Here is a 15,256-nt window from a genome sequence, read left to right as displayed (position 1 = left end):
CGGTCATGTCCCCGGTCCGACGACGGTCATGTCCCCGGCCCGAGCAGTCCGGCCACCAGAGCGCGTACGGATGTCGTGAACAAGGCCTCCGGGTCGAAGGGCGCGGCCAGCGCGCCGGCCAGCTCCGGGTCGTCCTCGGCGGTCTCCACCGTCCACAGCTCCTCCTCGCCGGGCCGCTGCACCGGCGCGCGCTCGCGGTTCCGCTCGACCAGGACGTGACCGACGACATGGACCTGGACGGCCCGCACGGCGTCGGCCGCGCGGGCGCCGCGCAGTCCCGCCGCGTGCATCTCGTGGACCAGGACCCGCTGGGCGGGCAGGAACATCCGCTCGGTGAGGCCGCGTTCGTGGACCATCGCGACCAGGTGCGGATGGTCGCGCAGCTGGCGGCGCAGGGCGCGGGCCACGGAGACGACGCGCACGGCGGGGGTCCGCCCGGAGGGGCGGATCTCGCGGAGGTCGGCGACGGTGCGTTCGACGAGCGCGTCCAGGAGCGACTCGCGGTTGCCGACGTGCCAGTAGATCGAGGTGACGGCGGTGCCGAGTTCGGCGGCGAGCTTGCGCATCGTCATGCCCTGCGGGCCGTGCTGCTTCACGAGCGCGGTGGCGGCGTCGAGCACCTGCTCCCGGTTCAGACGCGTACGCGTTCCTTCGCCGCGCTTCTCTTCCGTGCGCTTCTCTTCCGTGCGCGTCTCTTCACTCTTCACGGTTCCTGTTGTAACTGTGTTACAGAACCGCCCGCAAGCCCTCGCACGTTTCCCGCAAATCCCCGCCGCGGGCCCCAAGTCCCGCGCCGACGAAGGGTGGTACGACATGGGACGGGTACGGTACGGAGCGCGCACGGAGGCGGAGATCGCCGCCTCCCGCACCGCGAGTTCGAAGCTCCCCGACATCTGGTCCACCGGTGTGGTGGCCGTCTGGGAGAGCGACCCGGATGCCGTGGCGGCGGTGCTTCCGCCGCCGCTCAAGCCCACGGGCCGGCCGCTCGTGCGGGCCAACATCAGCAAGGTCGACCTGCCCGGCTATCCGCTGGGCGCGGGCTCGGTGGCGGTCGCCGCCGAGCACGGGGGAGTGGAGGGCTGGTATCCGCTCGTCATGCCGATGACCCACGAGCGGGCGCTGATCGGCGGGCGTGAGGTCTTCGGGGAGCCGAAGAAGCTCGGCGAGGTCGAGGTGGAGCGCGACGGTCTGGTCGTGACGGCCCGCCTCGCCCGGCACGGCATCGCGTTCGTGGAGGTGCGCGGCGCGGTCAGCGGCGACCTGCCGCTCCCGGAGCCCGCCCAGAAGACCGACTTCTACTTCAAGTTCCTTCCCGGGGTGGACGGTTCGGGGTTCGACGCGGACCCGGTGCTCGTGCACTGCGTACGCAACGAGAAGGTCCGCAGGCTGGAGGGCGTCACGGGCGACGTCGTGCTGCGCGAGTCCATGTACGACCCGGTCGCCGATCTGCCCGTCCGCGCGGTCGTCGAGATCACGATCGGCGAGAAGACCACCGACCAGAAGGGCCGTGTCGTGGAGCGGGTCAGCGCGCAGGCACTGCTGCCCTACATCCACCAGCGCTACGACGACCCCGCGCAGATCCTCGACGGCCCGCCCGAGGGGAGCGTCTGAGATGGAGCTGCGAGCAGGGCAGGTGGCCGTCGTCACGGGAGCGGCGAGCGGCGTCGGGCTGGCGCTGGCGCGGCGGTTCGCGGCGGACGGCCTGAAGGTGGTCCTCGCGGACGTCGAGGAGGGCGCCCTGGAGAAGGCGGCCGCGGGGCTGCGCGAGGACGGGGCGACGGTGCACGCGCGCGTGGTCGACGTCGGCTCCCGCGAACAGGTCGTGGCGCTCGCCGAGGAGACGTACGAGAAGTTCGGCGCCGTCCATGTGCTGTGCAACAACGCGGGTGTCGGCTCGGGCGCCGAGGGCCGGATGTGGGAGCACGAGCCGAACGACTGGAAGTGGGCCTTCGAGGTCAATGTGTGGGGCGTCTTCCACGGCATCCAGGCCTTTGTGCCCCGGATGATCGCGGGCGGCGAGCCCGGCCATGTCGTCAACACGTCCTCGAACGACGGAGGTATCGCCCCGCTGCCCACCGCCTCCGTGTACGCGGTGACCAAGGCTGCCGTGGCGACGATGACCGAGTCGCTGTACGCGCACCTGAAGGCGGAGCACGCGCGCGTGGGTGCGTCCGTGCTCTTCCCCGGGCCGCACATGCTGCGGACCGGCCTGTGGGAGTCGTACCGAAACCGCCCCGAGCGGTACGCCAAGTCCCGCCCCCGCAAGACCCCGTACCGCAGCCTCGACCAGTGGGAGGCCGCGATGAAGGAGGCGGGCAACGAGGTGCGGTTCACGCCCGTCGAGCAGGTCGCGGACTTCGTGGCGGAGGGCATCGCGGCCGATCGTTTCTGGCTGCTTCCGGCGAGCGAGAACAGCGACCGGCAGATCAAGGCGAGGTCGCGGTCGATGCTGGACCGCTCCGACCCGTCGTACCTCGAACACTTCATCCTGGACTGAAGGGAGCGCCACCGATGAGCGAGCAGGGTCACCGGGATCCGCAGGACCCGTACCTGATCATCTCCTCCGACTGCCACGCCGGGCTCCCCACCGAGGAGTACCGGCCCTATCTGGACAGCCGATTCCACCGGGACTTCGACGGCTTCCTCGGCGAGCGGGACGCCCGCCGGGAGGAGGCGACCCGGCTCGGCATCCGCAACGACGCGTTCGCCGCCAAGTGGTTCGAGGACAACGAGGAGGGGCTGCGCGGCGGCTGGGACACCGCGCAGCGCCTCAAGGAGCTGGACGGCGACGGGGTGGCCGCCGAGGTCGTCTTCCCCGACGCGGACGCCGTGGACAGCCAGACGGCCGCGCCCTTCGGAGTGGGCCTCGGCCTCTCCGGGGACCAGGACCCGGAGCTGGGCATGGCGGGCGCGCAGGCGCACAACCGCTGGCTCGCGGACTTCGTGTCCGAGCACCCCGAACGGCACTGTGGCGTCGCGCTGTTGCCCATCACCGGAGAGGTCGACCGGGTCGTCGCCGAGGTCCACCGGGCCAAGGAGTCGGGCCTGGGCGCGCTGATGATCCCCTCCATGTGGGTCGACAAGGCGCCCTACCACGACCGGCGTTACGACCCCGTGTGGGCGGCGGCGGCCGAGTGCGCGATGCCCGTGGTGACGCACTCCGGGGCGGCACCGCGCCACGAGTACGGCGACCATCTCGGGATCTATGTCTCCGAAGTGACGTGGTGGCCCGCGCGGCCGCTGTGGTTCATGCTCTGGTCCGGGGTCTTCGAGCGCCATCCGGGGCTGAAGTTCGGTGTCGCGGAGTCCGGCTGCTGGTGGCTGCCGAACCTCCTGTGGTTCATGGACCGGCTCTACCTGGGCGCGCACGGCGGCAAGAAGCTCTCCCCGTTCGCGGAGCTCAAGCGGCCGCCGCACGAGTACCTGGACCGGCAGATCTTCGTCTGCGCCACCAACACCAAGCGCCGTGAGCTGGCCCAGCGTTACGAGATCGGCGTCGACAACATCCTCTGGGGCAGCGATTTCCCGCACCCCGAGGGCACCTGGCCCGACACGCGCGCGTGGCTGAAGAAGACCTTCCACGACATCCCGGTGGGGGAGACCCGCCGGATGCTGGGCCTCGCGGCGGCGGACGTCTTCGGCTTCGACACCGAGAAGCTGGCCCCGCTGGCCCGCCGCATCGGTCCCACGCCCGCCGAACTCGGACAGAGCGAGGACCAGACGGCCGTGGAAGCCTCCTGGGCGCGCTCGCGCGACGTGGGCCGGCACTGGCTGACCGACCACGACTTCCCGGTATTGGGGGCCCAGACGTGACACCGCACATGACAGGGGATCGCTACACCGTCATCTCGGCCGACTGCCACGCGGGCGCCGATCTCCTGGACTACAAGCCCTACTTGGAGTCCCGTCACCACGACGCGTTCGACGCGTGGGCGGCGACCTACGTCAATCCGTACGAGGACCTGCTCGCCGACACCGCCGACCGCAACTGGAACTCGGAGCGCCGCGTCGCCGAGCTGGAGCGGGACGGCATCGTCGCCGAGGTGGTCTTCCCGAACACCATCCCGCCGTTCTTCCCGAGCGCCTCCCTGATGGCCCCGGCGCCCACGCGCGAGGAGTTCGAGCAGCGCTGGGCGGGGCTGCGGGCGCACAACCGCTGGCTCGCCGATTTCTGTGCCGCGGCGCCGGGCCGCAGGGCGGGCGTCTTCCAGATACTCCTGAACGATGTCGAGGAGGCCGTCAAGGAGATCCACTGGGCGGCCGACGCAGGCCTCAAGGGCGGCCTCCTGCTGCCCGGCACCCCGCCGGGCAGCGGACTTCCGGAGCTGTACTCCTCGACGTACGACCCGATCTGGGCGGCCTGCGCCGAGCGCGGGATGCCGGTCAACCACCACGCGGGCTCCGCCTCCCCGCCGCTCGGCGAGGAACCGGCCGCGCGGGCCGTCTTCATGGTGGAGACGACGTGGTTCTCGCACCGGGCGCTGTGGCACCTCGTGTTCGGCGGTGCCTTCCGCCGCCACCCGGAGCTGCGGCTCGTCCTCACCGAGCAGGGCTCGGGCTGGATCCCCGGCGTGCTCGACATGCTGGACTACTACCACGGGCGGCTGGTCGCGGCGGCCTCCAAGGCGGACACCGCCGAGTCCAAGTTCGGCGCGGGACTCGCCGATTCGATGGGCAAGGGCCCTTCCGAGGTGTGGCGCGACAACTGCTTCGTGGGCGCCAGTTTCATGCGCCCGCACGAGGCGGCCATGCGCGACCGCATCGGCCTCGACAAGATCATGTGGGGCAGCGACTACCCGCACGACGAGGGCACGCACCCGTACTCGCGCGAAGGCCTGCGCATCGCGTACGCCGGTCTTCCGAGGGACGAGATCGCCGCCATGGCCGGCGGCAACGCGGCCCGCGTCTACGGCTTCGACCTGGAGCTCCTTGACGCGATCGCGGCGGACGTCGGACCGACCGTCCAGGAACTGGACGAACCCCTCAAGGAGCCGCCCGCCGACGCGACGAGCCCGGTGTTCGCTCCGGGAGGGTCGGTTCGCGTCTGGTGACGCAAGCGGTGGGATGCTCCCTGCGTGACTGAAGCGACGCACGACGAACCGCACGACCCAGGGCACGGCGGCGCGCTCGCCTCGCGGCTCAACTGGCTGCGGGCCGCCGTGCTCGGGGCCAACGACGGCATCGTCTCCACGGCGGGGCTCGTGGTCGGCGTCGCCGGGGCCACGGGCGAGCGCAGCACGCTGCTCACGGCCGGGCTCGCCGGGCTGCTCGCCGGGTCGATGTCGATGGCCGCGGGCGAGTACGTCTCCGTGTCCACGCAGCGCGACTTGGAGAAGGCCGCCCTCGCGATGGAGAAGCGCGAGCTGCGGGAGCAGCCGGAGGCCGAGCTGGTCGAGCTGACCGGGCTTCTGGAGGAGCGCGGGCTCAGCCGTGACGTGGCCCGCGAGGCGGCCCTGCAGCTCACCGAGCGGGACGCGCTGCGGGCCCACGCGCGCGTGGAGCTGGGCATCGACCCCGACGAGCTGACCAACCCGTGGCACGCGGCCTGGGCCAGCTTCGTCGCCTTCACGGTGGGCGCGCTCCTGCCGCTCCTCGCGATCGTGCTGCCGCCCGCCGACTGGCGCCTCGGGGTCACGGTCCTCTCGGTGCTCGGGGCGCTCGCCCTCACGGGCTGGAGCAGCGCCCGGCTCGGCTCGGCAAAGGCGCGGCCGGCCGTGCTGCGGAACATGGGCGGCGGGGCGCTGGCCATGGCGGTCACTTACGGGGCGGGCACGCTGCTCGGGGCGGTGGGTGTTTGAGCGTCCGGCCAGTGGGTGCCCGAGCATCCGAGCAGTCGGTGTTTGAGCGTCCGCTTTTGGCGGGCTCCGCCAAAAGCGACTTCCTTACCGCTGGTAATACTTGTCAGTAACTACGTCTAGCGGCGGCCCGCCGAGGGCCCTTACCGTGCACGCATGTCCCCGAACCTGCCCGATGTCGTGCTGTGGTCCATACCTGCCTTCGTGCTGCTCACGGTCGTGGAGATGGTGAGTCACCGGATCCATCCCGACGAGGACGCCGCCGGGTACGAGACGAAGGACGCCGCCACCTCCATCACCATGGGGCTCGGCAGCCTCGCCTTCGACTTCCTGTGGAAGATCCCCATCGTCGCCGTCTACACGGCGATCTACGCGGTGACGCCGCTGCACATCCCCGTGCTGTGGTGGACGATCCCGCTGATGCTGCTCGCGCAGGACTTCTTCTACTACTGGTCGCACCGGGGACATCACGTCATCCGCATCCTGTGGGCCTGCCACGTGGTGCACCACTCCAGCCGCAAGTTCAACCTCACGACGGCGCTGCGCCAGCCCTGGACAAGCCTGACGGTCTGGCCCTTCTACGTCCCCCTGATCGCGCTCGGCGTGCACCCGGCCGCGCTCGCGTTCTGCTCGTCGGCGAACCTCGTCTACCAGTTCTGGATCCATACCGAGCGCATCGACAGGCTGCCCAGGCCCTTCGAGTACGTCTTCAACACGCCCTCGCACCACCGCGTCCACCACGCCTCGCAGGGCGGCTACCTGGACCGCAACTTCGGCGGCATCCTCATCATCTGGGACCGGATGTTCGGCTCCTGGGTCGCCGAGACGGACCGCCCCGTCTACGGCCTGACGAAGAACATCACCACGTACAACCCGCTGCGGGTGGCCACGCACGAGTACGCGGCGATCGCGAGGGACCTGAAAGCGGCGACGACCTGGCGCGAACGGGCGGGCCGGGTGTTCCGGGGCCCGGGCTGGCAGCCACAGCCACAGACACCTCCGGCCAAGTCGCCCGAGCCGGTTCCGGAGAGTGCGGCATGAAGTCCTCTCCCGTTGTGGGCAGGCGTTCCGCAGGGCGAGTGGGGCCTCCCCTGCTCGAGCGAATTCGAGAGCTTGGGGAAGGGTGGGCACAACCCCCGCTGCCGGGCACCGGAGAAGCGGCGCCCACGAAAGCAAGGCTGCTCCTCGCTGCATTGGCCGTGGCGGCAGCAGGCGACCTGGTGGCACTGCTGGCCGATTACGACACGGGCCACACTCTCTTCAAGCCCCTCCTCATGCCGCTCCTGGCGGCGTACGTGGCCACGGTCAGAGGCCCGCGCCTCCTCATCGCCGCCCTCCTCTTCGGCTGGGGAGGCGACACCCTGCTCCTGGCGGACGCCGACGTCGCGTTCCTCGCCGGCATGGGCTCCTTCGCGGTCGGCCACGTCTGCTACCTCGTCCTCTTCAAGCGGCACGGCCAGGGCTACGGCACGGCACGCGCGCGTGGCGCCGGCCTCGTCGCGGCGTACGCGGCCGCCCTCATCACGACCGTCGTACTCCTGTGGCCCGACCTCCCGGCGGACATGCGAGGACCGGTGGCCGGCTACAGCCTGCTGCTCACCGCGATGGCCTTCGGCGCGACCACGCTGGGCCTCACGGCGGCGGCGGGCGGCGCGCTCTTCCTCCTGTCGGACACCCTCATCGCGACCGGCGTCGCCGAGTGGCCACAGGCCCCGCGCCCCGACTTCTGGATCATGCTGACGTACATCGCCGCACAGTTCCTGCTGGCCAGGGGCGTACTGACGGCGCTGAACGCGCGGACGGCACCGACTCCGACGTACGGTGAAGGGCGGACAGACACGCCCTGAGGGGGGCTCTGGCAAGAAGCCTAGGAGCACCCCGATGCGCGCCACCACCATCCACGGACCGTACGACCTGCGGGTGGAGGACGTGCCCGAACCGGTCGTCCAACTGCCCACCGACGCCGTCGTACGCGTCCTGCGGGCCTGCGTCTGCGGCAGCGACCTGTGGGCGTACCGCGGCGAGTCCGCGCGGCAGCCGGGGCAGCGCATCGGCCACGAGTTCCTCGGCGTCGTCGAAGAGACCGGTTCCGAAGCGACCGCCTTCCGGCAGGGCGACCTGGTCGTCGCGCCCTTCATGTGGTCGGACGGCGTCTGCGACTACTGCCGGGAGGGCCTGACCACCTCCTGCGAGCACGGCGGATTCTGGGGCGCGGTCGGCTACGACGGCGGCTAGGGCGAGGCGGTGCGTGTCCCCTTCGCGGACGCGACGCTGGTCGGGCTGCCCGCGGAGGCCGCGTCCGACGACCGCCTCCTGTCCGCCCTGCTGACCCTCTCCGACGTCATGGGCACCGGCCATCACGCGGCGCTCGGCGCGGGCGTACGGCCCGGCACGAACGCCGTGGTCGTCGGCGACGGGGCCGTCGGGCTCTGCGCGGTGCTCGCCGCCGTACGGCTCGGCGCGGAACGCGTCGTCGCGCTGGGCCGGCATGAGGCGCGTACCGACATCGCGCGCCGCTTCGGGGCCACCGACGTGGTCGCCGAGCGCGGGGACGCTGCGGTCGAGGCCGTCCGCGAACTCACCGGCGGCCAGGGCGCGCACTGCGTGATCGAGGCGGTCGGCACCGAGCAGTCGATGCGGACCGCCGTGAACGTCGCGCGCGACGGCGGGGCCATCGGCTTCGTGGGAGTGCCGCACGGCAGCAGTACGGGCCTCGACCTGAGCGTCATGTTCGACCGGAACATCGCCCTGCGCGGCGGTGTCGCACCCGTGCGGACGTACATCCCCGAGCTGCTGCCCGACGTCCTCGACGGCACCCTCGACCCCTCGCCCGTCTTCGACATGACGGTGGACGTCGAGGGCGTACCGGACGGCTACAAGGCAATGGACGAGCGGACCGCGCTCAAGGTCCTGGTGACCAATTGAGCCGCTCCGGAGAGCGATTCACCAGCGGATCGGCAGCGGCAGCGCCGTCAGGAGCGCCGACACCACCACGACGAGGCCGAGCACGGCGACCTCCCCGCGCGCGGGTACGTACGCGGAGACGGGATCGGCGGACTTGCGCAGCCGCGCTCGGGCGAGCAGCGCGAAGACGGCGACGACCACCACCAGGAGCACCTTGGCGAGCAGTGTGCGCCCGTATGCCGTCTCCGTCAGCTGGTCGAGCACCGTGCTCGCCGGCATCCGGCGCAGCGTGCTGAACACCCCCGTCACGGTGATGGCGGCGAGCAGAACGGCCGCCACGCGCGCGTAGAGCCCGAGCAGCGCCGCGCCCTCCCCCGGAGCGGACGCCCGCCACAGCCGCAGCGTGCGAATCACCTGGAGCAGGCCGCCCGCCCACAGCACCCCGCAGGTCAGATGGACCAGGGTCAGGCCCGAGCCGATCAGCGGGGTGTCCTCCACCGGCGGATGGGCGCGCAGCGCCTCCGCCACGATCACCGCGGCCAGCGGCAGGGCGGCGGTCGAGGGGCGGCGGGAGCGGGCGCAGAGCAGCGCCACGACGAAGGCGTTGACCTCCAGGAGCGCGAGCCGGCCGTCCCGTGACTGATAGAGACCGCCGATATCCATGTCGGAGAGCTGATCCGGCACCAGATTGCCGGTGGCCACCACGGAGGCGAGTCCCAGCGCCGCGACGATCCCCGCGACCGCCGCGTACGTCGCCCAACTGCGCGGCTCCAGGTGGAGCGGCGCCCCCGGCACCCGGCGGGCGAGCCGGATGGCGTACACCTCGCCCAACTGCACGCACAGCGCGGCGAACAGCACCGTCCGCAGGAACGTGATCCCCGCCGTACCCGGCGCCTCGGCCTCTCCGGTGCCGTCAAGGGCGACCGAGGGGCCGAGCAGCGGGATCAGCGCGGCGAGGGCCACGAGGACGAGCACGGCGACGGCACGCGCCGACGAGGGGCGGTGGCCGCGCGGGGCGCGATGGGACACGGGGGACACGGGAGAGACCGAGGGGGCCGCTTCGGCGGCCGCCTCGCCCCCGGGTTCGGCGGACGGTTGTATGGGACTCACCACAAGATCTTCACCAGGTGTGCCCTTAACGGGCAAGTCCTGGCAAACAACTGGCGGAATACCATTCCGACCGCCGGGCCGCCGTCACCGCCATTCGGGTGCGTCCGCTCCCCAACGGCCGGGCGGACCGGACCAGTTGGCTGGCCCGCCGGTGAAGGACACGGGCGGCAGCGCGTACCGCAGCCGTCCCGGCGGGCCGTCCGTCTCGGCCAGCCAGGGGCCGGGTTCGTACGGGCGGCCGGGCCTGTCCGGGGCTTCGGAGCCGCCGCCGACACCGCCGGTTAGCCAGCCCGCCGTCCGCGCGAGCGCGAGCCGCACCACCCGCGCCCCGCCGTCCGCGCCCCCGCCCGCCGCCTGCTCGGTCAGTGACCGCAGGACCGCGGCGGCCAGCAGATAGCCCGTGCCGTGGTCCAGGGCCTGCGCGGGCAGCGCGCCCGGCCGATCGGGTGAGCCCTCCGTGGCGGCGATCCCCGTGGCGACCTGCACCAGACTGTCGAAGCCGCGCCGCCCGGCCCACGGCCCGTAACCGCCCCACGCGGAGAGCTGCGCCACCACGATCCCCGGCCGCCGCCCGGCCAGGTCACGCGGGTCGAGCCCGAACCGGTCGAGGGCGCCGGGCCGGTAGCCCGTGACGACCACGTCGGCCGCGGCGAGCAGTTCGTCGAACGTACGCCGGTCGGCATGCCCCGCAAGGTCGAGCGTCGCCGACCGCTTCCCGAAGCCCGTGTCGGCGTGCTGGTCCGGGAGTTCGGGCAGCCGGGGCGGGTCGACGCGCAGCACGTCGGCGCCGAGCAGCGCGAGGGTGCGGGTGGCGACGGGCCCCGCGATGACCCGCGTGAGGTCGAGGACGCGCAGCCCGGCCGCGGGCAGCAGCGGGTCACCGCTCAGCGCGGGAAGGGTGCGTGCGGGGCCCTCACCGGCCCGCTCGCGGCTCAGCAGCGGCCGCTCGGCCACCGCGACGCCCTGCGGGTGCGCGGCCCACTCCTGGGGCGTACGCAGCGCCACGGCGAGGCCCCCGGCGGCGTACACGGTGTCCTCCACGTCCACGGAGCCCCGCTCGGCGAGTGCCGTGCCGACGTCCTCCACGGACGCCCGGTCCGGCAACTTGAGCGCGGTCAGCAGTGCCGCCCGGTGGTGCGGATAGTTCGCGTGGGTCCGCACCCAGCCGTCCGCGGTGCGCCAGAAGCGGGACAGGGGCGCGAAGTTCACCGGCTCCCTGCCGTCCACGAGCAGCTGCCGCTCGCTGGTGAACGCCGTCGCCACCGCCCCGTCGTCGAGCCTGATCCGGGGCGCGGCCCGCCCGGTGCGCACCGCCGTCAGCTCGGCCGCGGCGAGCGCGCAGGCGCCGACACAGGCGCGGGCCAGTTCCCGTACCGGCAGCCGCGCGGGCAGCGCGCCGTCCCGTACGACGGGGGAGACGCGGGAGAGCAGGGCGGGGTCGCCGCCGAGCGCGACCCAGGCCGTACGCGTGCCGGTGAGCAGTGGGTGAGTCATGCGGGCACTATGCCTCGCCGGCCGCCGGACCGGACGCCGCGGACCACCACAGCCTGACCGACTCCTCCGGAAGGGAAGGCCGCAGCTCCCACCCCTGGGCGGTCGCCGTGCGGACGACGTAGTCGCCGCCCACGCCGCGGTAGTCGCGCCAGGAGATCTCGCACTCGACCGGCGGGCGCGGCTTCTTCGGCTCGCTCGGGGCCGAGGCGCGGGCCGTCCAGCGTCCGAGGACCTTGTCGACCCGCGCGCGGTAGTAGTCCGTGTCGCCCTCGTGCCGCAGCTCCGGCCAGGTCACGCACCAGGCCGGCGGCTTGAGGCGGTCCAGCATCCGGTCCGCCAGAGCGGTCAGGCGTTGCCCGCCCGAGGAACTGGCCGCCTCGACGATCTCCGCGAGAAACAGGACGGCGATGAACCCGGCGAGGACCACCACCGCAAGCGCGCACCACAGGGGCACGCACAGGAGCATGGCGACGAAGCCGAGCACGAGCTGCCACCGGGGGCGGACGGGCCACGCCACCCAGTGCGCGGTGTCGGCAAGGACGAACTCGGAGTCCCTGTACTCATACATGTCGGAGTCCTTGTACTCATACATGGGGGAGATCCTCTCGCGAAGGGCCGGACGGTCCGCGACCGCCCGGCCCAACTCGCCTTGCCTGTCCGCTACTTCCGCACGGCGTCCAAGGCGTCGATCATGCCGACTCCGTAGAAGCCGTTCTTGTTCTTGCCGCCCGCGCAGACCGCGTCGACCTTGCCGTCACCGTCGATGTCGTACGGATCGGTGCACTTCATGGCGTCGGCCTCGGCGTACAGCAGGGCCTTCACCGCCGCCGAAGAGGCGTGCGGGTGGGCCGACTTGATCAGCGCGGCGACGCCCGCGGCGTGCGGGGACGCCATCGACGTACCCGCCTTGTAGCCGAACTTGCCGCCCGGCAGCGTCGACAGGATGCGGCCGTCCGTGGCCGGTGCGTCCGGCGTCTGGAACTTCGTCGAGTCGCCGCCCGGCGCCGCGATGTCGACGACGCCCTGGCCGTAGTTCGAGTACGAGGACTTGATGCCCTTGGCACCCGTGGCCGAGACCGTCACGACACCCGGAAGCTGCGACGGCAGGTCGAAGCAGTCCGCGGTCTTGATGGTCCGCTCCGTGGGCGTCGTGTCGTCGGGGCTGGAGTCGTCGACGATCTCCTCCTGCGCGAGATCCGTCTTGGCGTTTCCGGCCGCCGCGACATTGACCGCACCCTTGCGCTCCGCGTACCGGGTGGCCCGTCCGACGGCGTCGACCAGGGCTTTCTGGTCGTCGTCCGTCTTGCAGTTGAACAGCCACGGGTCGGTGTAGTAGCTGGAGTTGGTGACGTCGACACCGTGATCGGCCGCCCACATGAAGCCGCAGACGACGGCCTCCGTGTAGTACATGCCGGTCGCGGGCTCCGCCACCTTCAGGCTCGCCACCTTCACGCCCGGAGCGACACCGGTGACGCCGGTGCCGTTCTTCGCGGCGGCGATGGTGCCCGCCACGTGCATCCCGTGGTCGCTCTCCTTGGCCACCGGACGCCACGCGTTGTCCTTCTGCACGGGCACGCCGCCCAGGCAGCTCGCGGACGCCTTCGCGTCGAAGTTCGGCGCGATGTCCGGGTGCGTGTCGTCCACGCCGGAGTCCAGGACGCCGACGGTGACCTTGGAGCTGCCGAGCGACTCCTTGTGCGCCTGGTCCGCCTTGATGGCGGGCAGGTCCCACTGGAGCGGCTCGTACTCGTCCTGGCCGGGAGCCGCCTGCCCGGCGGCCTTCTCGGCCTCGGCGGCGGTCAGCGGCCGGTCGGCCTCCAACGCGTTGTCGGACTGTGCGGACAGCGGCGCCGTCCGGGTCGCCCCCGCCGAAGCCACTCCGCGAACCTTGCGGATCTCCTTGGCGAAGTCCGCGTTCGACGAGTGGACGACGATCACGCCGATCTTGTCGTACGCGATGACCACGGAGCCGCCGGCTTCGGCGATCGCCTTCTTCACGTACGCCGATGTCTTGGCGGACGGTGAACCGGCGTGTCCCGCGCGGACGTTGACGACGTAGCTCATCGACGTGCCGTCCGCGACGCCCGCGAGGGCGTCCACCACGGAGGACACCGGACCCGGCTGCGACGCGGCGTCCGGCTGTGCCGCCGCCGTCCCCGGCAGGAAGGCGACGGCCGAGGCCACCGCCACTCCCAGGGGCAGCGCGAGCACACGACGGGAGCGCGTGAAGGGTGCGGTCATGGTGCGGGTTCCCCTCACTTCTTCTTCACGGCGTCGAGCGCGTCGACGATTCCGCTGCCGTAGAAGCCGTTCTTGCTCGGGCCGCCCTCGCAGATCGCGTCGACATCGCCGTCACCGTCCGGGTCGTACGGCTCGGTGGGGCAACCCGGGTTGTCGGCCTGCTTCTTAAGAAGACGCTGCAACTCGGCGGGGCTCGCCTTCGGGTGCGTCGACTTCAGGAGTGCGGCGACGCCCGCGGCGTGCGGCGAGGCCATCGAGGTGCCCTGCAGCCAGGCGTACTCGTTGCCGGGCATCGTGGAGAAGATGCGGCCGTCCTTCGACGGGGTGTCTGCCGGCTTCTGGTACTTGTCGCCGCCGGGGGCCGCGATGTCGATGACGCCCTTGCCGTACGTGGAGTAGTACGACTTGAGGTCCTTGACGCCCGTCGCGCTGACCGTGACCACACCGGGCAGCTGCGTCGGGACGTCGAAGCACTCGGACGGGTCGATGGTGCGCGGCACCGGCGTCGAGTCGTCCGGGCTGGAGTCGTCCAGGATCTCGTCGGCGGCGAGGTCGTGGTTGGAGTTGCCCGCGGACGCCAGGTTCAGGGTGCCCTTGCGCTGCGCGTACAGCTGGGCCCGGTTGACCGCGTCGACGATGGCCCGCTGGTCGGGGTCGTCCATGCAGTTGTAGAGCCACGGGTCCACGTAGTAGCTGTTGTTCGTGATCTCGATGCCGTTGTCGGCGGCGAACACGAACGCGCAGACCACGCTCTCCGGGAAGAACAGCTCGCTGACCGGGTCGGCCACCTTGATGCCCGCGACCTTCACGCCGGGCGCGACACCCGCGACACCCACGCCGTTGCGCGCGGCCGCGATCTCGCCGGCCACGTGCGTGCCGTGGTAGTGCTCCTTCTTCTCCGGACGCCAGGCGCCGGGCGAGGTGTCCGCCTTGCCGCCGACACAGCTCGCCGACTGCGAGGCCGAGAAGTTGGGCGCCAGGTCGGGGTGGGTGTCGTCGACTCCGGTGTCGATGACGCCGACGGTGACCTTGGAGCTGCCCGGGTTGATCTTCGCCGCCTTGTCGGCGCCTATCGCGCGCAGATCCCACTGGTCCGCCTCGTACGGCTCGGCGCCCGAAGCCGCCTGCGCCTTGAGGGACTTGGCCTCGGCCTTCGACAGGAAGGACGGGGCGCCCTCCTCCGTGGTGCCCGCGGCCGTCAGCGGCGAGGTGCGGGTGGCACCCGCGGACTGCACGCCCTTGACCTTGCGCAGCTGCTTGCCGAAGTCGGGGTTGGCCGAGTGCGCGACGATCACGCCGATCTTCTCGTACGCGACGACGACGGAGCCGTCCGCCTTGGCGATCGCCTTCTTGACGTACTCGATCGTGCCGCGGTCCGCGCGGGTGTTGACGACGTACGCGAGCTTCGGTGCGTCGGCGTCCGCCGCGGTCCGCGCGGTCGCGGGAGCGTCGGAGGGGACCGCCGTCGCGACGCCGGGTGCGAAGCCGACCGATGCCGCGAGCGCGATGCCGAGGGGCACGGTGAGCGCGATTCGGCGTCTGGAGCGCAGATGAGCCATGGGATCTCCACATCATCCGGATACGTGAACTGCCCGAACACGACGGGTGATCGGGCAGGTACATGACGGGTATTGCAGGGTGAAGCTATCCCCAGAACTCCCAGGCCAGCAACGGATTCCCGAAGAAATCGGGGAGTGTGGCCGGGACAAGGT

The 15,256-nt window shown here is 71.7% G+C and carries 13 protein-coding genes and 1 pseudogene; 8 read left to right on the top strand and 6 right to left on the bottom strand.

Going from position 1 to position 15,256, the window contains the following annotated elements:
- Window positions 1-26: 26 nt before the first annotated feature.
- On the bottom strand, window positions 27-635 hold the full coding sequence (locus ACIBKX_RS00245) for a TetR family transcriptional regulator (RefSeq protein ID WP_363275410.1): 609 nt from the start codon (window positions 633-635) through the stop codon (window positions 27-29).
- Between the two features lie 178 nt (window positions 636-813).
- Between ACIBKX_RS00245 and ACIBKX_RS00240 the strand changes: the two genes are divergently transcribed.
- The 8 genes and pseudogenes from ACIBKX_RS00240 (at window position 814) to ACIBKX_RS00205 (ending at window position 8,720) form a co-directional block, all read left to right on the top strand.
- Window positions 814-1,611 (top strand): acetoacetate decarboxylase family protein, encoded by a 798-nt coding sequence (locus tag ACIBKX_RS00240; protein WP_363275322.1) that lies wholly within the window; start codon window positions 814-816, stop codon window positions 1,609-1,611.
- 1 nt (window position 1,612) lies between these two features.
- On the top strand, window positions 1,613-2,497 hold the full coding sequence (locus ACIBKX_RS00235; RefSeq protein WP_363275320.1) for an SDR family NAD(P)-dependent oxidoreductase: 885 nt from the start codon (window positions 1,613-1,615) through the stop codon (window positions 2,495-2,497).
- Between the two features lie 14 nt (window positions 2,498-2,511).
- Window positions 2,512-3,813 (top strand): amidohydrolase family protein, encoded by a 1,302-nt coding sequence (locus ACIBKX_RS00230; protein WP_363275318.1) that lies wholly within the window; start codon window positions 2,512-2,514, stop codon window positions 3,811-3,813.
- A gap of 8 nt (window positions 3,814-3,821) precedes the next feature.
- The gene (locus tag ACIBKX_RS00225) at window positions 3,822-5,051 is read left to right on the top strand and encodes an amidohydrolase family protein (RefSeq protein WP_363275317.1); all 1,230 of its coding nucleotides are present in this window, start codon (window positions 3,822-3,824) and stop codon (window positions 5,049-5,051) included.
- Window positions 5,052-5,075: 24 nt separating this feature from the next.
- A complete protein-coding gene (locus tag ACIBKX_RS00220) occupies window positions 5,076-5,798 on the top strand; it encodes a VIT family protein (RefSeq protein ID WP_363275316.1) in 723 nt (240 codons plus the stop codon).
- A gap of 153 nt (window positions 5,799-5,951) precedes the next feature.
- The gene (locus ACIBKX_RS00215; protein WP_363275315.1) at window positions 5,952-6,836 is read left to right on the top strand and encodes a sterol desaturase family protein; all 885 of its coding nucleotides are present in this window, start codon (window positions 5,952-5,954) and stop codon (window positions 6,834-6,836) included.
- A 158-nt stretch (window positions 6,837-6,994) separates the two neighbouring features.
- A complete protein-coding gene (locus ACIBKX_RS00210) occupies window positions 6,995-7,642 on the top strand; it encodes a lysoplasmalogenase (RefSeq protein ID WP_363275314.1) in 648 nt (215 codons plus the stop codon).
- Between the two features lie 34 nt (window positions 7,643-7,676).
- Window positions 7,677-8,720, top strand: a pseudogene (locus tag ACIBKX_RS00205) (zinc-dependent alcohol dehydrogenase family protein).
- A gap of 18 nt (window positions 8,721-8,738) precedes the next feature.
- On the opposite strand, the gene ACIBKX_RS00200 reads toward ACIBKX_RS00205, so the two are convergent.
- From ACIBKX_RS00200 to ACIBKX_RS00180, 5 genes are all read right to left on the bottom strand, one after another.
- The gene (locus tag ACIBKX_RS00200) at window positions 8,739-9,728 is read right to left on the bottom strand and encodes a CopD family protein (RefSeq protein ID WP_363275313.1); all 990 of its coding nucleotides are present in this window, start codon (window positions 9,726-9,728) and stop codon (window positions 8,739-8,741) included.
- 165 nt (window positions 9,729-9,893) lie between these two features.
- The gene (locus ACIBKX_RS00195) at window positions 9,894-11,303 is read right to left on the bottom strand and encodes a CoA transferase (protein ID WP_363275312.1); all 1,410 of its coding nucleotides are present in this window, start codon (window positions 11,301-11,303) and stop codon (window positions 9,894-9,896) included.
- Between the two features lie 7 nt (window positions 11,304-11,310).
- Entirely contained in the window at window positions 11,311-11,895 is a 585-nt protein-coding gene (locus tag ACIBKX_RS00190; protein WP_363275311.1) for a hypothetical protein, read from the bottom strand.
- Between the two features lie 68 nt (window positions 11,896-11,963).
- Entirely contained in the window at window positions 11,964-13,544 is a 1,581-nt protein-coding gene (locus tag ACIBKX_RS00185; protein WP_363275310.1) for a S8 family serine peptidase, read from the bottom strand.
- Between the two features lie 14 nt (window positions 13,545-13,558).
- Window positions 13,559-15,103, bottom strand: coding sequence for a S8 family serine peptidase (locus tag ACIBKX_RS00180; RefSeq protein ID WP_363275309.1), 1,545 nt, complete (start codon window positions 15,101-15,103; stop codon window positions 13,559-13,561).
- Window positions 15,104-15,256 lie beyond the last annotated feature (153 nt).

Source organism: Streptomyces sp. NPDC050658, assembly GCF_044457025.1.
In the GTDB taxonomy this organism is placed as follows: Bacteria; Actinomycetota; Actinomycetes; order Streptomycetales; family Streptomycetaceae; genus Streptomyces.
Note: the sequence above shows the minus strand (reverse complement) of the source record. Positions and strands in the feature narration are given on the sequence as shown.